The organism is Mesobacillus sp. S13 (assembly GCF_020422885.1).
Lineage (GTDB): Bacteria > Bacillota > Bacilli > Bacillales > Cytobacillaceae > Mesobacillus > Mesobacillus selenatarsenatis_A.
On the sequence record NZ_CP084622.1, the window covers coordinates 4,002,648 to 4,022,519 of the forward strand.

At 44.2% G+C, this 19,872-nt stretch carries 25 protein-coding genes; 12 read left to right on the top strand and 13 right to left on the bottom strand.

The window, feature by feature from the left end; genetic code table 11:
• Positions 1-57: 57 nt before the first annotated feature.
• The gene (locus LGO15_RS20525) at positions 58-261 is read right to left on the bottom strand and encodes a hypothetical protein (RefSeq protein WP_167834675.1); all 204 of its coding nucleotides are present in this window, start codon (positions 259-261) and stop codon (positions 58-60) included.
• Between the two features lie 219 nt (positions 262-480).
• Here LGO15_RS20525 and LGO15_RS20530 point away from each other — a divergent pair, with 219 nt between their 5' ends.
• The 8 genes from LGO15_RS20530 (at position 481) to LGO15_RS20565 (ending at position 7,570) form a co-directional block, all read left to right on the top strand.
• Positions 481-2,898, top strand: a complete 2,418-nt coding sequence (locus LGO15_RS20530) for a Na+/H+ antiporter subunit A (RefSeq protein WP_226085745.1) — start codon at positions 481-483, stop codon at positions 2,896-2,898.
• Complete coding sequence (locus tag LGO15_RS20535; protein WP_167834677.1) at positions 2,885-3,307, top strand: Na(+)/H(+) antiporter subunit B; 423 nt, start codon at positions 2,885-2,887, stop codon at positions 3,305-3,307. Before LGO15_RS20530 ends, LGO15_RS20535 begins: the two co-directional genes overlap by 14 nt.
• Positions 3,307-3,648, top strand: coding sequence for a Na(+)/H(+) antiporter subunit C (locus tag LGO15_RS20540; protein WP_167834678.1), 342 nt, complete (start codon positions 3,307-3,309; stop codon positions 3,646-3,648). The genes LGO15_RS20535 and LGO15_RS20540 overlap by 1 nt, the downstream gene beginning before the upstream one ends.
• Entirely contained in the window at positions 3,641-5,122 is a 1,482-nt protein-coding gene (locus tag LGO15_RS20545) for a Na+/H+ antiporter subunit D (protein ID WP_226085746.1), read from the top strand. Before LGO15_RS20540 ends, LGO15_RS20545 begins: the two co-directional genes overlap by 8 nt.
• A gap of 6 nt (positions 5,123-5,128) precedes the next feature.
• Entirely contained in the window at positions 5,129-5,605 is a 477-nt protein-coding gene (locus tag LGO15_RS20550; RefSeq protein WP_167834680.1) for a Na+/H+ antiporter subunit E, read from the top strand.
• Complete coding sequence (locus tag LGO15_RS20555) at positions 5,605-5,895, top strand: Na(+)/H(+) antiporter subunit F1 (RefSeq protein WP_167834681.1); 291 nt, start codon at positions 5,605-5,607, stop codon at positions 5,893-5,895. Before LGO15_RS20550 ends, LGO15_RS20555 begins: the two co-directional genes overlap by 1 nt.
• The gene (gene mnhG, locus LGO15_RS20560; protein ID WP_167834682.1) at positions 5,873-6,244 is read left to right on the top strand and encodes a monovalent cation/H(+) antiporter subunit G; all 372 of its coding nucleotides are present in this window, start codon (positions 5,873-5,875) and stop codon (positions 6,242-6,244) included. The genes LGO15_RS20555 and mnhG overlap by 23 nt, the downstream gene beginning before the upstream one ends.
• Positions 6,245-6,397: 153 nt before the next feature.
• The gene (locus LGO15_RS20565) at positions 6,398-7,570 is read left to right on the top strand and encodes an FAD-dependent monooxygenase (protein WP_226085747.1); all 1,173 of its coding nucleotides are present in this window, start codon (positions 6,398-6,400) and stop codon (positions 7,568-7,570) included.
• 630 nt (positions 7,571-8,200) lie between these two features.
• Here LGO15_RS20565 and LGO15_RS20570 read toward each other — a convergent pair.
• A complete protein-coding gene (locus LGO15_RS20570) occupies positions 8,201-8,587 on the bottom strand; it encodes a PaaI family thioesterase (RefSeq protein WP_167833634.1) in 387 nt (128 codons plus the stop codon).
• A 103-nt stretch (positions 8,588-8,690) separates the two neighbouring features.
• Between LGO15_RS20570 and LGO15_RS20575 the strand changes: the two genes are divergently transcribed.
• Positions 8,691-8,873: an asparagine synthase gene (locus tag LGO15_RS20575; RefSeq protein WP_167833633.1), complete on the top strand. Its 183-nt coding sequence runs from the start codon at positions 8,691-8,693 to the stop codon at positions 8,871-8,873.
• A 125-nt stretch (positions 8,874-8,998) separates the two neighbouring features.
• On the opposite strand, the gene LGO15_RS20580 is transcribed toward LGO15_RS20575, so the two are convergent.
• Positions 8,999-9,631 carry a DedA family protein gene (locus LGO15_RS20580; RefSeq protein ID WP_226085749.1) on the bottom strand — a complete coding sequence of 211 codons (633 nt, stop codon included), beginning with the start codon at positions 9,629-9,631 and terminating at the stop codon, positions 8,999-9,001.
• Positions 9,632-9,832: 201 nt separating this feature from the next.
• Between LGO15_RS20580 and LGO15_RS20585 the strand changes: the two genes are divergently transcribed.
• On the top strand, positions 9,833-10,183 hold the full coding sequence (locus tag LGO15_RS20585) for a YuzC family spore coat inner layer protein (RefSeq protein ID WP_226085750.1): 351 nt from the start codon (positions 9,833-9,835) through the stop codon (positions 10,181-10,183).
• A 47-nt stretch (positions 10,184-10,230) separates the two neighbouring features.
• On the opposite strand, the gene LGO15_RS20590 is transcribed toward LGO15_RS20585, so the two are convergent.
• From LGO15_RS20590 to LGO15_RS20610, 5 genes are all read right to left on the bottom strand, one after another.
• On the bottom strand, positions 10,231-10,425 hold the full coding sequence (locus LGO15_RS20590) for a hypothetical protein (protein WP_226085751.1): 195 nt from the start codon (positions 10,423-10,425) through the stop codon (positions 10,231-10,233).
• A 94-nt stretch (positions 10,426-10,519) separates the two neighbouring features.
• A complete protein-coding gene (locus tag LGO15_RS20595; protein ID WP_226085752.1) occupies positions 10,520-11,116 on the bottom strand; it encodes a sulfite oxidase-like oxidoreductase in 597 nt (198 codons plus the stop codon).
• A 97-nt stretch (positions 11,117-11,213) separates the two neighbouring features.
• Positions 11,214-12,527, bottom strand: a complete 1,314-nt coding sequence (locus LGO15_RS20600; RefSeq protein WP_226085753.1) for a Na+/H+ antiporter family protein — start codon at positions 12,525-12,527, stop codon at positions 11,214-11,216.
• A 226-nt stretch (positions 12,528-12,753) separates the two neighbouring features.
• On the bottom strand, positions 12,754-14,265 hold the full coding sequence (locus LGO15_RS20605) for a leucyl aminopeptidase (protein ID WP_226085754.1): 1,512 nt from the start codon (positions 14,263-14,265) through the stop codon (positions 12,754-12,756).
• Between the two features lie 79 nt (positions 14,266-14,344).
• Positions 14,345-14,722 carry a DUF309 domain-containing protein gene (locus tag LGO15_RS20610; RefSeq protein WP_226087949.1) on the bottom strand — a complete coding sequence of 126 codons (378 nt, stop codon included), beginning with the start codon at positions 14,720-14,722 and terminating at the stop codon, positions 14,345-14,347.
• Between the two features lie 124 nt (positions 14,723-14,846).
• On the opposite strand from LGO15_RS20610, the gene LGO15_RS20615 reads away from it, so the two are divergent.
• Positions 14,847-15,320, top strand: coding sequence for a divergent PAP2 family protein (locus tag LGO15_RS20615; RefSeq protein ID WP_167833625.1), 474 nt, complete (start codon positions 14,847-14,849; stop codon positions 15,318-15,320).
• Between the two features lie 38 nt (positions 15,321-15,358).
• The gene (locus LGO15_RS20620) at positions 15,359-16,126 is read left to right on the top strand and encodes a cobalamin-binding protein (RefSeq protein WP_226085755.1); all 768 of its coding nucleotides are present in this window, start codon (positions 15,359-15,361) and stop codon (positions 16,124-16,126) included.
• A 43-nt stretch (positions 16,127-16,169) separates the two neighbouring features.
• Here LGO15_RS20620 and LGO15_RS20625 read toward each other — a convergent pair whose 3' ends face one another.
• From LGO15_RS20625 to LGO15_RS20645, 5 genes are all read right to left on the bottom strand, one after another.
• The gene (locus tag LGO15_RS20625) at positions 16,170-16,880 is read right to left on the bottom strand and encodes a 3D domain-containing protein (protein WP_318999801.1); all 711 of its coding nucleotides are present in this window, start codon (positions 16,878-16,880) and stop codon (positions 16,170-16,172) included.
• A gap of 196 nt (positions 16,881-17,076) precedes the next feature.
• Entirely contained in the window at positions 17,077-17,397 is a 321-nt protein-coding gene (locus LGO15_RS20630) for a YuiB family protein (protein ID WP_167833622.1), read from the bottom strand.
• 133 nt (positions 17,398-17,530) lie between these two features.
• The gene (locus tag LGO15_RS20635) at positions 17,531-17,656 is read right to left on the bottom strand and encodes a YuiA family protein (protein WP_158651598.1); all 126 of its coding nucleotides are present in this window, start codon (positions 17,654-17,656) and stop codon (positions 17,531-17,533) included.
• A gap of 155 nt (positions 17,657-17,811) precedes the next feature.
• Positions 17,812-18,294 (bottom strand): NUDIX domain-containing protein, encoded by a 483-nt coding sequence (locus LGO15_RS20640; RefSeq protein WP_226085756.1) that lies wholly within the window; start codon positions 18,292-18,294, stop codon positions 17,812-17,814.
• 101 nt (positions 18,295-18,395) lie between these two features.
• Positions 18,396-19,613: an NAD(P)/FAD-dependent oxidoreductase gene (locus LGO15_RS20645; RefSeq protein ID WP_226085757.1), complete on the bottom strand. Its 1,218-nt coding sequence runs from the start codon at positions 19,611-19,613 to the stop codon at positions 18,396-18,398.
• Positions 19,614-19,872: the final 259 nt, after the last annotated feature.

Genomic DNA, 19,872 nt, shown 5'->3' on the forward strand with positions numbered 1-19,872 from the left:
CAGGAACTTCAATTTTTTGAAACCTTTTTGCTTCTTGTCCGTATAAAAAGGTTGGTGTTACTTTGGAACAATACGGACGTATTCTCTTGAACCGAATGGTACATAAGTGGCTGTTTCAACCTCGTCCAAATCTGATTGCTGGATTTTCAGCACTCCTGGACCTTTATTTGACAATTCTTCGTCATCCATTTGATCAAGAAACATAAACCCCGTGAACAAACTCAGGAATATCCCAACGCATACAATCAGCTTTCGGGCCATGGCTTATCCCCCCTATTCACTGTTAGTATGCAAAAAGAAACAAGGTTTTATTCAATGGTGAGATAAAACCCTGTTGCTTCAAGGTCGATGACATGCATCCCCACCTTTTTTACGATATAATTTTCACATCAGTGGGTTGGAGGCATGAACTTGGTTAAATTGGCAAAAAATATAATGTTAAGCCATTGAATATGGAATTAAATAAGGAGGTATTATCATTTGTCTTTACTTCACCTTGCAGTTTTATCACCGCTTTTACTCGCGATCTTAATTCCATTTTTACATAAGTATTTCAAGAGTATTCATACGGGCTGGTTCCTGCTGCCGCTTCCGGCCGTGCTGTTTGCTTATTTTCTGCAATTCATCAGCACAACTGGCCATGGAGGCACGGTTATGGAGACCGTACCCTGGATTTCCTCGCTTGGAATTGATTTCACGTTAAAAGTGGACGGCCTTGGGCTATTGTTCGCCCTGCTGATCACCGGAATCGGTGCATTAGTTGTGCTGTATTCGATTTACTATTTAAACCCGGACAAAGAAAAGCTGAATACTTTCTATGTCTACCTGCTATTGTTCATGGGCGCGATGCTCGGAGTCGTTTTGTCAGACAATCTGATTGTTCTCTACACATTCTGGGAATTGACAAGCTTCTCTTCTTTCTTGCTGATTGGATACTGGAACGATCGTGAGCGCTCCCGTTATGGCGCGCAAAAGTCAATGCTGATCACTGTTTTCGGGGGATTATCGATGCTTGCGGGCATCTTGATGCTCTATATCATTACCGGAACCTTCAGCATTTCTGAAACAATCGAAATGTCCAATGAAGTTGTGAACCACCCATTATTTACTGCGACATTGATTCTGTTCTTGCTGGGAGCTTTTACAAAATCAGCTCAATTCCCATTCCATATCTGGCTTCCTGATGCAATGGAAGCACCAACGCCTGTCAGTGCGTACTTGCACTCTGCAACAATGGTCAAAGCGGGAATTTATCTTGTCGCCCGCATGACTCCTGTATTCGCCCATTCAGGCACTTGGGTTTGGCTCGTTGCCGGAGTTGGGGTCATCACCTTATTCTGGGGCTCGTTCTCTGCGGTAAAACAAACGGATTTAAAAGCGATTCTTGCTTTTTCAACCGTCAGCCAGCTCGGCATGATCATGTCCCTTCTAGGTGCCGGTGCTGCTGCGCTTCATTATGGCACGATTGAAGATGGCTATTATATCGTTGCGGTCACTGCCGCCGTCTTCCACTTGATCAACCATGCTACATTCAAGGGCAGCCTGTTCATGGTGACAGGAATCATTGATCATGAAACTGGGACAAGGGATATCCGCAAGCTTGGCGGTTTGATGAATTTCATGCCAATCACCTTCACTCTTGCGATCATCGGGACTTTTTCGATGGCCGGCATTCCTCCGTTCAATGGATTCCTGAGTAAGGAAATGTTCTTCACCGGCATGCTGCGCATTGCCGAAATGGATATTTTCAATATGGACACATGGGGCATTCTGTTCCCAATCATTGCCTGGACAGCTAGTGTTTTCACTTTCCTGTACAGCATGATGTATGTTTTCAAGACCTTCATGGGCAAGTACCAGCCTGAGAAATTGGAAACGAAGCCACATGAAGCGCCGATCGGCATGCTGATTTCGCCGGTGATCCTAGCATCACTTGTAATCATATTCGGTATTTTCCCGAATGTACTGTCACATAGCATCATTTCTCCAGCAATGGGGTCCATCCTTCCATCACTGCTTGAAAATGGTGAAGGCTTCGATGTCCATATTTCACATTGGCACGGGCCGACTGCTGAATTGTTCATGACAATCGGTGTGATCACGATTGGGATATTACTCTACAAATTCATGCCAAAATGGGCAGGAATTTATAGCAAGTTTCCATCACGCATGTCATTCAATCGTTTCTATGACCGCGGCCTGGAACTCGTGGAGCTGACGTCAAAAAATATCACAAGGTCTTATATGACCGGATTCATCCGGACGTATCTTGTTTATATCTTTACATTCTTTATTCTGGCACTCGCTTCGACATTGATTTTTAAGAACGCCTTTAAATTGGATATGAGCGATGTGGCGCCGATTCGTTTCTTTGAAGTGGTGCTCGTGCTGATCATGGCGATTTCAGCGATTACCATCCTGTTTGCCAAATCAAGGCTGACTTCCATCATCCTGCTTGGCGCAGTTGGCTATACGGTCGCACTGTTTTTCGTCCTGTTCAGGGCGCCTGACCTGGCATTGACTCAGCTGGTCATTGAGACAGTTTCTGTTTCTCTTTTCCTTCTGGCGTTTTATCACCTGCCACAGATCAGGAGAAATGAGGAAAGAATCCGTTTTAGGGCCACAAATGCACTGATCTCGATTGGCGTAGGGGCGATTGTGACAATGATTGCCTTATCAGCACACAGCAATAAGATCTTTGGCTCCATTTCGGAGTATTATGTTGAAAATACGTATAAAAAAGCCGGCGGCGAAAATATGGTCAATGTCATCCTTGTTGATTTCCGCGGCTTTGATACCATGTTTGAAATAACCGTGCTTGGCATCGCTGCCCTGGGAATTTTCGCGATGATCAAGCTGCGTTTGACGAGGGGGAAAGAATTGGATGAAAACAAATGATATAATCCTCCAGACTGTTACGAAATTCACCCTATTTGTCATCATCCTGTTTTCGATCCACCTATTCTTTGCGGGACACTATTATCCGGGCGGTGGATTTATCGGCGGATTGATGACGTCAGGAGCAATCGTACTGCTTCTGCTTGCATTCGATATCAAGACCGTCAAAATGATTTTGCCGGTGGATTACTTAAAAGTGGTCGCTGTCGGCTTGCTTTTTGCAATCGGAACAGGGGCGGGGGCGTTATTTTTCGATAAGCCGTTCCTGACACATGCATACACTTACGCATATCTGCCGCTCCTTGGTAAAACATCATTGCATACAGCGGTATTGTTTGATACAGGGGTTTTCCTTGTCGTCATTGGTGTAACAATGACCATTATTCAAACGATTGGAGAGAGCGAATAATGGAAATCTTAATGGCTTTGCTAATTGGCATTTTATTTATGACAGCCACTTACCTCATGCTTTCAAAAAGCTTGCTCAGGATCATTATCGGGACAGGGCTGTTGAGTCACGGCGCCCACCTTCTCCTGCTGACAATGGGAGGCTTAAAAAGGGGTGCGGCTCCGCTGCTCGGAGAACATGCACCATCCTATGTCGATCCGCTGCCACAGGCACTGATCCTGACAGCGATCGTCATCAGCTTTGGTGTTACCGCCTTCTTCCTGGTCGTTGCCTACCGCGCCTACCAGGAGCTTGGAACCGACAATATGGATCGCTTGAGAGGAAAGGAAGGACATGAATAATCTAATCATTTTACCCATCTTGATTCCTCTGATTACAGGGGTCGTACTTATCTTTTTCGCAAAAAACATCATTGCCCAGCGTTGGATTTCAGCGATAAGCGGAATGATCACGATTGTTGTTTCCTTCATGCTGGCGAACCATGTATACGTGAATGGCATCCAGACAATGGATCTCAGCAACTGGGAAGCTCCATACGGAATCACGCTCGTATCTGATATGCTTTCTGCATTGCTTGTCCTGACGACTAGCATCATCGCTTTTGGAGCCGTGATCTACTCCTTTAAATCCATAGGAGAGGCACGCGAAAGGTTTTTCTATTATCCAGTCGTCAACTTTTTAATTGTTGGCGTAAATGGAGCCTTTACGACAGGCGATATTTTCAACTTGTTTGTTTTTTTCGAAGTAATGCTTATGTCGTCATATGTATTGCTAGTCCTGGGTGGAACGAAAATCCAACTGCGTGAATCGATTAAATACATACTCGTGAACGTCATTTCGTCTGCATTGTTCGTCATTGCGGTTGCCTATTTGTATTCAGTGGTAGGGACGCTGAATATGGCGCATATTTCCGTAAGGCTCAGCGAGGTAGGAAGCGCTGGAATCATTACCGTTATTGCCGTCTTGTTCCTGATTGTTTTCGGGTTAAAAGGGGCCATCTTCCCCCTTTACTTCTGGCTGCCTGGATCGTATTATGCGCCGCCTGCACCTGTAATGGCGCTGTTCGGAGCACTTTTAACCAAGGTAGGCGTGTATTCAATCACAAGAACATACACATTGTTCTTTTACCATGATGCCGGCTATACGCATCAATTGCTGCAGATCCTTGCTATCCTGACCATCATCACCGGTGCCATCGGGGCTCTAGCGTATACGGATATCAAAAAAATCATCATCTATAACATTATCGTGGCAGTCGGTGTCATCCTGTTCGGTGTATCTGTCCTGACACCTGAATCTCTCACTGGATCGGTCTTTTACCTGATTCATGACATGAACATTAAAGCCACTCTATTCCTGTTGGTTGGAATCATCGTGGTGATTACAGGAACCAGTGACCTGAATAAAATCAGCGGGATGATCAATAGATATCCTGCACTAGGCTGGACGTTCTTCATAGCCACACTCGCACTTGCCGGAATTCCGCCGCTCAGCGGTTTTGCAGGCAAACTGATGATTGTCCGCTCTGGATTTGAAACGGAAAGTTATATTGGTGCATTCGTTGTCCTAATGTCCAGTTTACTTGTCCTGTTTTCAGTCATGAGGATTTTCATCAGAGGCTTCTGGGGAACGCCAAGAGCTTATAAGAACGAGGATGAAGCACCTGTAAAATGGCTGCTCGTTACACCAGCTATTTTAACTGTGTTCGCTGTGCTATATGGCTTCGGAACTGAGGCTATTTATCCGGTTATTTCAACAGCCGCAGAAACGCTTGCCAATCCGGAAATCTACATCAATGCTGTTTTAAAGGAGTGATGAGCTATGGCTTTTCAAATCTTGCTGAATTTCATTCTGGCCTTTGTCTGGATGTTCCTTAAGACATCCTACTCCCCGGCTTCCTTTTTCGTCGGGTATTTCTTCGGCCTGCTCATCATTTATATTTTCCGGCGTTTCTTCAATTCACGTTTCTATTTATTAAGAGTCAGCGCCGTGTTGAACTTGATTTATATCTTCACACTAGAATTGATTCTATCGAATATTGCGGTTTTGAAGGCTGTACTTAGGCCGAAGCTTAATATCAAACCAGGCATCTTCGCTTTCCCAACAGAATTGAAAGAAGACTGGGAAATTACGATGCTCGCAAACCTGATCACTTTGACCCCGGGAACACTCGTCGTCGACGTTTCACCTGACAACAGGATTTTATATGTTCACGCGATGGATATCAGTGATGCAGATGAAGCGATCCAAAGTATCAAAAATACCTTTGAAAAAGCGATTATGGAGGTGAGCCGATAATGTTTGATGCGGTTTTGTGGATTTCCGTTACCTTCATATCCCTTGCGATGATTGGCCTTATTTATCGAGTGATCAAAGGTCCTACCGTGGCGGACCGTGTAGTTGCTCTCGACGCGATCGGCATCAGCCTGGTTTCTGTGGTTGCTTTAGTATCGATCGTTCTTGAAACAAGTGCTTTTCTGGATATCATCCTGCTGATTGGTATCCTGGCATTTATCGGAACAGTTGCCTTTTCAAAATTCCTTGAGAAGGGAGTAATCATGGAATATGACAGAAATGGAGATCGTTAAGTTTTTTGCAGGCTTGTTCATCCTGATAGGAGCCTTTCTTAGTCTTGTGACTGCTTTTGGACTGATCAGGCTTCCAGACGTTTATACAAGAAACCACGCAGCATCGAAAAGTGCCACTATGGGCGTCATGCTGGTATTGTTGGGCACCTTTCTTTACTTCTGGTTGATTGAACATCATTTCAATTCCCGTTTATTGCTCGGGGTAGCGTTCATTTTCCTCACTTCCCCTGTTGCTGGGCATTTGATTGCGAGGGCTGCCTATAACAGTGGGGTTAAGCTGTCAGACCGGACTGTCCAGGACGACCTTGCAAAAGCACGGAAAAAGATGAAAGCTGAAGAAAAATTATAAAAATCATGAGTGTTTGGCCATCAGGTATTTCCACCTGATGGCTTTTTTTGTCCATGTAAAATTCAATTTTTATCCATACCAAGCAAAGCTTTAGTCACGTATAGTTAAGGTAAGGATCAGGATTCCTGTTTTGCAGAACGGAGGTTAAGTGTTATGAACGATGCAAGAATCTCAATTGTCGGCGGCGGAATCAGCGGGTTAAGCACAGCGATTGCTCTTCAAAGATTAGGAATACAGGTCGAGGTGTATGAAAAAGAGAAAAAGATACTTGAACCGGATACTGGCATCATCCTAACCGGCAATGCCATTAGAGCCTTTTACATTATGGGTTTGGGTCCAAAATTGCATGCAAGCGGATTGGATGCTGATGGCTGTTTGCTAAAATCCGATTCTGGTAAGACTATTGCTGAATTCGACTACCACGCACCATCTCATATTCCAAATTACTTGTTCATCCACCGCTCTGAACTTCGTAGAATTCTGACAGACGCACTCCTTCCTGGTTCCTTCCACTTGGATAAGCATATGATTGATTTCACACGCGATGAGACCATGACATTATTCTTCGAAGACGGCAGCTTTGTAGAATCAAACTACCTTATTAGCTGCGACGGTGCAGCCTCACAGGTAAGAAAAAAGTTGTTTCCTGGCAGCAGCCTGGAGTATTCGGGTTTTTCATGCTGGAGAGGCATTTTAGAAGATCCGCCAATGAAGGTGCAAGCCTATACAGAAACCTGGGGGCCAAGGGGAAGATTCGGGATTGCTCCGTTAACAGATAATCAAGTGTTTTGGTATGCATTGAAAAGATCCCATACTGAAAACAGCGACATGAGAGACTGGTCGCCTATCGATTTACTGTTCAACTTTTTCTACTATCATGAACCCATTCAAGAAATACTGGAAAATACCTCTCCCGACCATATCATTTACGATAACTTATATGAATTGAAACCTTTAACACCGCTTCAGACAGGAAATATCCTGTTACTTGGCGATTCAGCACACGCATCCATGCCCAATATAGGCCAGGGAGCATCACAGGCCGCTGAAGATGCTGTTTACCTGGCAAAATGGATCAGTACCGAAGAAACCATTGATGAGGCTTTCTTCAGGTACGAAACACATAGGCAGGAGCGCATGAAGATTGTAAAAGAAGAAATGAAACTATACGGCTTGGCAGCGCGGATAGACTTCCCTGGCCTATGCTCACTCCGTAACAAACTACTGCAGATGACACCAACTTCTTACCATAATGCCAAGCTGCGGAACGTAGTGGAGATCGAAGGAGATATGGATGCCTTGCAGATGGATTGGAGTGAATTTTGACAGGTTTGCTTGATTCTGTGTGGAAGCTGTCTGAACTTGGGGGACTTTCTGACAGCTTTGCTGGTTTTCCTGTAAAAGCTGTCTTAACTTCGGACTTCTTCTGACAGCTTTGCTGGTTTTCCTATAAAAGCTGTCTTAACTTCGGGCTTCTTTTGACAGCTTTGCCCCTTCTCCCGCCAAACCTGTCACAATAACGGCTTTTTCTTGACAGCTTTGCCCCTTCACACACCTACCCTGTCACAATAACGAGCTTTTCTTGACAGCTTTGCTCCTTCTCCCACCCAACCTGTCACAATAACAGCTTTTTCTTGACAACTTTGACCCTACTCCCGCCGAACCTGTCACAATAACGGCTTTTTCTTGACAGCTTTGCCCCTTCACACACCAAACCTGTCACAATAACGGCCTTTTCTTGACAGCTTTTCCTCTTTTCGCACCAAACCTGTCACAATAACGAGCTTTTCTTGACAGCTTTGCTCCTTTTCACACCCAACCTGTCACAATAACGGCTTTTTCTTGACAGCTTTTCCCCTTCTCCCGCCGAACCTGTCACAATCACAAGCGGTAATGGGCAATCGAGGGTCAACTGCTTCCCGCCTTAAATACAAAAACCAGCCAAAGTTGGCTGGTCTATTTTCTGCGTTTGATCACGGCGATTGTGCATCTTGAAATGCAAACAAGGTTTTCTTCTTCATCGGTGATTTTTATATCCCAAACCATGGTTGTTTTTCCCTGATGGAGGACCGTTCCTACAGCTTTAACTACTCCATCTCTTTTTGCCTTGATATGGTTGGCATTGATTTCGAGACCGACGACTACTTCATTTTCCTTATCGACTAGTTCGAATGCTCCGACGCTGGCGACCGTCTCTGCAAGTGCTACTGATGCTCCTCCATGCAACAGGCCGAATGGCTGCCTTGTCCGGTCATCGACAGGCATTGTAGCGACAACCTTTCCTTTTTGCAGTTGAGTTATTTCTATTCCCAGTGAGCCAAGCAGTGTATTATTAAGTTCCAATTTCATTACCTCCTTATATTTGGCAAACAATTTATGTTCAAGACCAGGGGAAACTATTATTGTCCTTCGCAATAGGACGCATCATTAAAATGAGGTGATCCATATGAACCGAGTTCGTGAAGGCATGATCCCTGCGGTTTTAGGAACGGCTGTGACAGCAGCAGGCTACGCTATGAAGCAGAATCGTAAAATCGATAAAATGGTTTCCAACACCATTTTCGGTTTCGGATTGGCCCATATCGTTCTGGGTGCGATTGACTTAGTTGAACACCGGAACGAGTTTTAGCTCATCGAGTTTCGGCTGCAAGTTAGGTGATTATCTTGTTACATGCACCAATGTGTAAGACACAGTCTGTGTAACATGATATAACAGGCACATCATACTAACAAACCGTTCCTGAAGGAAGGCAGCTATTTTGACTGCCTTTCTTGCAGGATCACTTCTTCAGGCACAATCGCCTTTTTTATTTTTCTACGGCGAAGGACGATAACCAGGGTGATCATCGCGAGAGCAATTATTGCCAACCAGGCTTCTTTGTTGTACTTCATGATAATGTCCATTTTATCTCCAAATAGATAGCCTAGCACAAAAATGATAGAAACCCACACAAATGCGCCGCTATAAGCAAAAATGGCAAAGGTTTTAAACGGAAGCCGGCTGAAGCCGTAAAGCAATGGCAGCAAATAGCGGACTCCTGGTGCAAAGCAGCTTAACGATAATGAAAAGGCATGGTACTTTTCCATTAATTTCATCGCCGATTCAATCGAAGCAGCGAATCGTTTCTTTTTTTCTAAGATGCGAAGCACTCTTCTTCCTATAATTCTTCCCAGCAAATAGCTTGAGGTAAAGGCTGCAGAAATCCCCATGTATGTAACCAAAAATGCAAGGATCGGGTTCAATGCCCCTTTAGCCGAAGCGAGGCCTACAGTCATCAAGATAACCTCATTGGGAACAGGAATAATGAAAACCCCGAACCATAGCCAAAAAAACAAACCCAAATAGCCATTATCTTCAATAATATTGATCACCAGGTCCAGATCCATGGGTCTCCTCCCTCCATCCCACCTTGGTCCGATTCTATTTCACACTATAAGTTAATATGTATAACAATTCTCCTTTCCTCCTTCATTCACCTCTTTTTTCCTTTTTGAAGTGCTTAGGCTTTTCCCGTCTTCATACTTAACGGCTTATGTTCATACATTGAAAAAGGTGAAAACTTACCCGTTAGGAAGGGGAAGCTGCTTATGCATTGTTTATTTTTTCATAAAAACAGGAAAGCGGAGAATGGTCATGCTCGTCCATTTCCGGATGTGAATGCGACATTGTTCAGAGCTTCAGCTGAAAAAGCCATCGCCTTGATGAAAGACGCTAACCTTGTGATGGCGCAAATAACTACATCCAATTCTTTCTCCAATGACTTAATGGCTGCTGCACAGCAATCTCAACAAAAAGAAGTCGAAAGATTGATTCAGTCAACCGGGATCAAGAAAAAACCTAAAATCACTTATAATCCGGACGGACTCACGATGAACTATGTGGATTATGTAGGTGACAAGGAATGCTGCCATATCATCACCCAGCTGCGATGGGAATGAGCCCCTAAAAAAGCCGCTGTTCCATACAGCGGCCATAACTTTACATTTTAATAATACGGATATCCATATCCGTATCCATATCCGTATGGCGGGAAACCGCCGTATCCGTAACCATATGGACGTGGATATAGTAATGCGCTGCCTAACAGGCCACCCAATACTCCTCCAACGAACGGACCTCCGAAACCATAACCAAAACCAAATGGACGTCTGCCACCGTAGAATGGTCTTCTTCTATGCATAAAGCTACCTCCCTCATATATTTGCCTACATTACTTCATATGCGAACATTGAGGGTATTGAATGGGCGTTTGTCCATTGAACTAGAAAAAATGCCTAGTCCCACGTCATCCGCTGTTCCTTCCATGGATCCCCATACATATGGTAGCCATTTTCTTCCCAGAACCCTGGCCGATTTTCAGCTGAAAACTCTATGCCTCTGAGCCATTTTGCACTTTTCCAAAAATACAAATGCGGAATGACGGCTCTCAAAGGATAACCATGTTCCGGAGTTAGCTCCGTCCCGTTATGGGAATGGGCAAGCAGACTTGTTTCGTTGAGAAAATCCTCGATCGGGAGATTCGTCGTCCAATTTTCCTCAGCATGGAGAATGACATATTTAGCGCCTGCAGTCGGTCCTGCCAGCTTTGCTAACTCCTGAGTGGATACCCCTTCCCAGACATTATCCAGCTTGGACCAGCCAGTCACGCAGTGGATGTCATTGCCGGAGGTCGTTTGCGGCAATGACATCATTTCTTTATATGATAAAATCACTTCTTTTTCTACAAGACCGAAAATCTTCAAGTTCCACTCTTCCAGATTCTTATAATGCGGCACATTGCCATAATGCAGGACAGGAAAAGAGGTCGTGACATTTTGGTTCGGCGGGACTCTGTCGGATGGGCCCTTTTTACGTGTTTTTCCGAAATACATGATTGATCACCCCTTTTTATTATCCTACCGAAAGTTCATTTTAAAATAAACAAAGCCGCCCTGCCCAAATGAGCAAGACGACTTTTATTTTTCCTAACTATAAAATCATCGCGGCAATCCAGCCGAAAATGATCAGCGGAATATTGTAGTGAACGAATGTAGGGACAACCGTGTCCCAGATATGGTTGTGCTGTGCATCAGCATTCAAACCGGCGGTCGGTCCAAGTGTACTGTCAGAGGCAGGGGATCCTGCGTCTCCAAGTGCAGCTGCCGTGCCAACAATCGCAATTGTCGCCATCGGGCTGAAGCCAAGCTGAAGGCTTAACGGCACAAAAATCGTAGCGATGATCGGAATCGTCGAGAATGAAGAGCCTATTCCCATTGTGACGAGCAATCCGACAATCAGCATCGCCAGCGCGCCTAGTGCTTTATTATTGCCAATCGCATCAGCAGCCTGCGCTACTAGCGTTTCAACGTGGCCAGTTTCCTTCAGGACATCAGCGAAACCGAATGCAGCAAGCATGACGAATCCAATGAACGCCATCATCTTCATGCCCTCTGTTAAAAGATTATCGGCTTCGCGCCACTTGATCGCACCGCTTGCATAGACGACAATGATACCTGCAAGCGCACCGATGATCATCGACCCAAAGTAAAGCTGGGCAGCAAGCGCTGCGACAATCGCAATGATTGAGAAAATGATTCCGATTTTGGAGTACTCACTTTTTTCTACCTGGACTACTTGATGGTCCTGATAGGTTCTAGGCTTTCGGTAAGATACGAATATCGCAATCAACAATCCAACAACAAGACCGGAAACAGGCAGGAGCATCGCTGTTGGAATATCGCCCATATCGATTTCCATTCCGCTATCAGCCATGTTCGTAGCCAGGATGTCGTGGAAAATACCGCCGAACCCTACAGGAAGTAAAATATATGGCGCTGTCAGGCCGAATGTCAGGACAGACGCAATTAAACGGCGATCGATTTTCAGCTCGTTGAAAATAATCAACAACGGCGGAATCAAAATCGGAATAAACGCGATGTGGATTGGAATCAGGTTTTGCGAGAAAATCGACATCATTAAAATCAGGATGACAATAATCGCTTTAGAATAGGTTTTGGCTTTTGACTCTCCGTTCTTGCCAATCATGCCGACCATCCAGTCAACAATTAGATTGGGCAAGCCTGTCTTGGAAATCGCCACTGCAAACCCTCCAAGAAGTGCGTAACTTAATGCAACTTCTGCACTTCCTCCAAGTCCTCCGGTGAAAACTTCAATCGTCTTTTCTATACTTAAGCCGCCTGTAAGCCCGCCAATCAGGGCTCCAGCAATCAAAGCCAGTACAACATTGACGCGAAGCAGGCTCAGGATCAGCATGGCCAGGACAGCAATAACAACTGCATTCATTATGGTTTCTCCTCTCGATGATGGTGTCTGTTTTTTACTTTAGTTTGGTAAATTGGTAGAGAATTAAAATGACAAGTATTAAATTATCATAGATTTGTTTTTTATGTCAATGGGTTTGTTTGTATTAGTATTTGGAAGTTGTTGAATATTTATAGGCAGGACGGGTTTCGGGGAGAAAAATTAAAAACCCCGAAGCCTTAATATGCAGCTTCGGGGTTTCCATGTACTAGTCTTGATCAGACGATGTCTCGAATCTTTCGACTAGCAATGCCAGTGTGCGGGCCATGACGCCGGTAGCGCCTGCTGGTCCCAGGTCATAATCTTTGCTTGTAGTCGCTGTTCCGGCGATGTCCAGGTGCACCCATGGAGTGCCTTCTGCGAATTCGCCAACAAATGCTCCACCCATGATGGCATGGCCTTCTGCGCCTGGAGAATTATTCAGATCAGCGATTTTACTGCCGCGGACACGTTCTATGTCACGCTGGAACAATGGCAGGCGCCAGATTGGTTCACCTGATTCATATGAAGCCTCAAGCACTTGTTCAAAAAACGCTTCATTGTTCGTTAAAGCTCCGGATGTATGCAGTCCTAACGCCGTAATGACACCGCCTGTCAGAGTTGCAATATCCACCAGGTAGTCCGCACCATGATGCTTCGCATATGTCATTGCGTCTGCAAGGACCAAGCGGCCTTCCGCATCTGTATTCAACACTTCAATTGTTTTTCCGCTCATGGACGTAATCACATCATCCGGCTTGAAAGCTGTACCCGAGATCATATTGTCTGTAGATGGAATCACGGCCACAACATTTTGCTCCGGCTTGATTTCGCCGATGATTTCCATTGCGCCAAGTACAGCTGCTGCACCGCCCATATCGGACTTCATGCCGACGATGCCAGCCTTCGTTTTGATCGAGTAACCGCCAGTATCGAACGTGATTCCCTTGCCGACAAGCCCGATTACGTCCTTCCACTCTTCTTTTCCCTGATACTTCAGGACAATCATTTTCGGCGGCTGCGCAGATCCCTGGTTGACAGCAAGCAGTGCGCCCATGCCTAGCTTTTCCATTTCTTCTTTTTCGAGAATTTCTGCTTCGAATTCATATTTCTCTGCTAATTTCATCGCATATTCAGCCATGTCTGTCGCAGTCAAAAGGTTTCCAGGAGTATTCACGAGTGTACGTGCGGAATTGGTTCCTTTACCAAAAACATAGCCAACCTCAACTGCCGCTTCCACTTCTCCCTCTTCGTCTGCACTGTAAACCGTCAGGCTTTCGATCCGCTTTTCAGGTTCGTTTGACTTTTGCTTGTATCCTTCGAACTCATATGTGGCCATCGGGAACGCTTCCCCTAATGCATGCGCAGCATCATTAAGCTCAACCTTCTCACTTGTAAAAGTATCTAAAAGCACGGCAGCTTCCGTCCACTTTTCTTGTTTCGCCGTTTTGAACAATCGGCCAAATGCGTCCCTTAATGATTCGAAATTAAATTCTTTTTCATGTCCAAGACCGACAAAATAAACTTTTTTTGCGCCAATTTTACCGAAAGTATGTATTTTTGAAATCGCTTTTCTTTTGATCGAAATATCACCGCTTTTTACCAGTTCCGTCAACTGTCCGCCAAAAAGCTCGTCAGCTTCTCCCAAGGTGCCTTCGAGACCTGACGGCTTGTTGAACAAACCAATGACTAGACAGTCATGGCTGTTTGAAAAATTAAATTGATTCTGTACTTTAAACAAATCATTCACCCCTACAAATTGATAAGTTCATTATATCGAAACTCTTGTAATATTTCGACTTCCTAATCTTGCTGTAATATTAATCATCCAGATATAAATATAAAACTGGAAGCTCTGGCAGCATCGTCACATCCTCATACGGAACCCGATCGAGTTCAGCAGGGAATGTACCCAGACACTCTTCGATGAAGGGATAGACCTTCTCCAAATCAAGGCCCCAGTAAACCGGACGGTACGATTGCAAATAGTCATGGGCTGCCTGCATCATCAAACGGGCTCCCTTCACATTTCCATAACTGTAGTGGTAAATCGAGACGCTCATTTGCAGCAGGCCTTTTAAAAACAGATTGCCTTTGTCGGTCATCCACATATCTTCAAGCAAGTCGTGGCAGGTATAATAGTCCCCTTCGTTGAATTTAATAAAAAACTCGTAATACTCAACAGGGTAGTCAGTCAACTCCTTCACCTCAATCCTGAAGTTTTAAAACTATTTTATCAAACCTTGAAAATTTGCTGTAATGTTATAATTGAAGTTGGGTATTACTTAGGAAGGTACTTTTTTAGATATAGGGGGAACAGTCATGGAATTATTAACGAATTTCCCATTATGGGCTTCACTTGCTGCCATTTTTTTCGCGCAGTTCGTAAAGGTCCCGATTCAATATATCGCGACAAGAAAAATTGATTGGTCGCTTTTGACAAGTACTGGGGGAATGCCAAGTTCACACTCTGCTGCGGTTACAGCGCTGGCAACAGGCGTGGCGCTTCAAACCGGACTGGATTCAGCCGTTTTCGCTGTTGCCGCTGTTTTTGCGATTATCACGATGTTTGATGCATCAGGTGTTCGCAGGCAGGCGGGTGAGCAGGCCATCGTCCTGAACCAGCTTGTGGCTGATTTCGGCCGGTTCGCCCAGGAGGCTAAAGGCTGGCAGGCTAAGCCTGAAAAAGAGAAACAGAAAGAATTGAAAGAATTGCTTGGCCACAAGCCAATCGAAGTTTTTTTCGGCGGGTTGACAGGTGTATTATTGACATTACTTCTTCACTATTTCCTTTAATGCATTTCACGGTATCAGATAAAAAGCAGGTGAATCTTATGAAAGTCATATCTTTATGTCCCAGCAATACCGAAATCATGGAATTTCTTGGGCTTACGCATCTCCTTGTCGGTGTCGATGATTTTTCAGACTGGCCAGAAAGTGTAAAGTCACTTCCTCAGCTCGGACCAGACCTTTCAATTAATCTTGACCTCGTTGTGGAATTACAGCCAGATCTTGTTCTTGCTTCATTAAGCGTTCCAGGCATGGAGAAGAACGTAGAAGGCCTGGCAGAACGGAATATTCCGTATATCATTTTGAATCCACAATCGCTGACGGACATCGAAAATGATTTGATCATAACCGCCAATGCCCTTAACATGCCTGAAAGAGGCCAGGAAGCAGCTGAACAGTTCAGGAACAGACTGGAGAACATCAAGCAAAAAGGGGCCAGCGCTTCCCGGAAACCGAAGCTTTACTGGGAATGGTGGCCCAAGCCCGTTTTCACTCCAGGCCGCATTAATTGGCTGACAGAAGTGTCCGAGGCTGCCGGTGCTGAAAATTTGTTCAAGGACGTTGAGCTTGCAAGCGTGCAGACGGACTGGGATGATGTGAAATCGCGAAAACCGGATTACATATGCGTCGCATGGGTCGGCGTCAGAAAGCAAAAGGTCAAGAAAGAGCTGATCATCAACAGGCCTGGATGGGAAGAACTCGAAGCTGTCAAAAATGACCGGATCCTGATTCTCGAAGAAGAACTTTATTGCCGTCCCTCCCCGCGGCTTCTCGATGGCCTGGAAAAACTGCAGCATCTCCTTCATAACTGATCTAAAAAGGCACTTTCCATATCCAAGGAAAGTGCCTAAAATTTTATGATTTTTTGCCGCCTGTGTATTGCTGGCGGAAGACCTGCATCGATTCATTTTCGTTAAGGGCTTTTAAATCTTCTTCTGTCAGTTTGCCGTTGCCCATTTCAATGACATAGACATCCAATGTCTTTTTGCCCCACTGTTCGTAAACATCTTTTACAGTATCATAATAAAGATCAACTTTATTCCCTTTGATTGCCCCGCCTTTATCGGCAACCACACCGAATCCGTATCCCGGGATGAACAGGATTGTCCCAATCGGGAATACGTTCAAATCAGCTGCGACAGTCGAATACAGATCACGCTTTACTTTCACACCAGAATAAGTAATTCCATAGCCTGGATGGTCAGGATTTTTACCGGTGGATTCAACCCCTGATGTATACCCTGTAGCAATGATTTTTTTAGTCGGATATTGCGACCAGTTCAATGATTCCTCAAGCGTGGGCTGCGTCCCGGCTACCTTTTGGCTTGAAGAAATTTTTGTAGAGAAATCGGTGATTTTTTTCAAAAATTTAAAAGCAAGTCCCATGGATTTCTTTTTATGTTCTGTACCTGAACTTTCCTCTTGTTGTGTTCCCGCATGATCAAAAACGTATGTAGAAACAGTGGAAGCTTCAACTCCCGAAATCGAATGAAGCGTAGAAGTTATAGCAGCAAAAAATAAAACTGCCATTGCTGAGCGTCTAGCCCATATTTTTAAAATATTCATATAATTTTTCACTCCTCCCAAAACTATTAATTTCCCAAAGAAACAAGAAATATTCCAAAAGGAGCAAAAAAGTGCTAAAAGTCCTATTTACACTTCCATTAAAAGTAAAATATTACTGCTATTTAGTTATAGTGTCCAAAAATGAGGGGAATTTTATGCATGAAAAAAACCTCCAACTAATTGAAGGTTTCTTGTATCAGAACATTTGATATCCCTTTTTTCGCAACAGTCTGATGACTATTCCAGCCAAAATCGCACCAGCCATCCCGCTGCTTAGAATCAGCACATCTGCCATTGCCAAATGTGTAAGGCGCTGACCAAGATCACTGAAGGCTTCACCGCTATTTCTGAAATAGTCGATGAACGGATATTTATCAATAATGAAAATCGCAATCAATGGATAAATGATCGCCATGATCCATGACATCCGCAGCAGCATATTCAATAAAAATCCAATCCCAAAGAACAGGACAAAAAACAATAACATCGAAATGATCAGTGTGACAACCGTCATCATGTCTATATCCCCCCATTAAACATCATTTCTAGTTTACTGTTTGTCCGTTTTTGAGTCAATGAAATGGTGTAAGTCCAATCATTTTGGCCAAAAAGAAAAACCCCGCATTGTGCGAAGGTCAAAGATGATTGCCTTATTTTTTTGACTTACCTGACCCGCTGCAGCATGTGCATGTTTCTGAACCGCCAAGCAACAGTTGGAAATAGCCTTTACCAGAGCAGTATGGACATTCCTTTGAATCATGAGTGTGCATTTTCATTTATGAACCTCTCCTTTTATTATTGAATTTTCTGATAATATATCAGAGAATCTCTAATTTTGAAAAGGTTCAAATTTGACCAAAAAACCACATTGAAAACGGATACATCCTATTTTTTCTTTAGATATCTGTCACTCTCTTTAAATTTCAGAAAATTATAAAAATAATTGATATGCACTATAATGAAATTGCTCTCCTGGATCCAGACCAGCCTTTCCGGCCACAACTTGGTCAATTGGTTTACTTATAAGATAGTGGAGAAGCAGCGAAGTAGCAGGATCTGCTTCCAGTTCTTCAGGCAGCATGAACCTGGCATCATACAGCTCACTTTCTTCCACCTTGACTTTTTGACCTGTCAATGGGGACAGCAGAAAAACAAGCATATTATCACTGATGGATTCACGTATCACTCCAGTTCGCAATCCAAGAAGTCCGGCAACCGTACATTCCACACCAGTTTCTTCAAAAACTTTCCTGAGTACTGCCTGATTGGCCGTTTCCCCTTCATCTACAAATCCAGCAGGCAGAGACCAGCTGCCTTTCAAGCCCCCATACCGCTTTTTGACAACAAGCCAGCTACCATCTTCCGAAATCACAACACCAGCCACACCAAGCCAGACATTTTCACGTTTCCCCATTCATTTCCCCATCCAATTGATCGTTTTACTATTATTGTACCTTATCGTCCACTGGGAATAAAAAAACAGACCCTCCCAGAGAGCCTGTTTCCTTGTTACATTTATAAAATATTGAATTTACCTTTTTTAAGGACCATAGAAGGACCGCCGATCATGTATAGCGCACGGTTGTCGATCATTTTTTTCATGAAGGAAGCTTTTGTACCAACCATTTTCTTGCCGAATGCCACGCCGATTGCGTCATCTTCACCAAGAGAACATACTGTTCCCTTGATATCTGGAGTGAAAGTCTCAAGCTCGGATTTGCCGCGAACTAGCGCTGCAAGATTCCTTGCACAAACCTCACCCTGCTGCATCGCGATTTGTGCAGTCGGAGGATATGGTCGGTTAATTTCTTCATTGATGATCAATGAGCAGTCACCGACGATGAATACATTTTCAGATCCCGGCAAGCGAAGGTCAGGCTGGACTTTCACGCGGCCGCGCATTGCTTCAATGCCTGATTTTTCGATGACAGAGTTTCCGCGGACACCAGCAGCCCATACCACTGTGCCAGCTTTGATTTCTTCCACTTCTTCTTCGCCTTTGGCAACAATGATGCCTTCTGGAGTCGCTTCTTTGATTGCCGTACCGATGCGGAATTCCACACCTTTTTTCTCAAGCGTAGCAACCGCATAGTTCACAAGCTCTGGATCGAATCCAGGCAGAACCATTGGTGCAGCTTCCACACATACGATTTTTACCTTATGATAATCGACATCATATTCACGGCAAAGCTCAGGAACTCGGTTTGTCAGCTCACCAAGGAATTCGATTCCTGTGAAGCCTGCACCGCCAACGACGATTGTCAGGCGCTCATCTTTCTTTTCTGCTTCAGTATTGTAAGTTGCAAATTGATACTCGATATGCTCACGGATTTGTCTGGCTGAGTTGACATTTACGATAGAGAAAGCATACTCCTTCAAGCCTTTAATACCAAAAGTTTCAGGTTCAGCACCAAGTGCGATGACTAGGTAATCATATACGACGTCGCCACTATCAAGAATGACTCGTTTTTCCTCCAGCTTGATTTCTTCAACAGAACCCTGGACGAACTCAACCTTATGGCGATCAATTACATCACGTACATCATAACGGACTTTGTCATGGTGCAAAGTTCCTGCTGATGCTTCATGCAGCCATGTAGTTTCGTAGTGGTAATCATTTTTGTTGATAAGGACAATGTCAGCCTCGTTTACTCCAACAGCTTTTTGTAAACGGGTAGCTGTCATTAATCCCCCGTATCCTGCTCCTAAGATTACGATCTTTGGCTTTCTCAAAGTGATCACTTCCACCTTTTTAAAATATTTTTGGCGAATGGCTCATCTCTATCTGCCGCCATCTTTTTCCGGATAAGTTTGTGATATTATTCACTAAAATGTTCAAAAAAATGTCCTAAAAATGTCACAAAATCTTAACATTATTGCCTACCATCCATCTTATTCTTTTTGCGTCGCATTTTCAAGCGATTGAGTTAACTTGGAAATATTCAGAAAATAGGCTGATTTCACTATTTTTCAGTAATATATAGGTATTTTT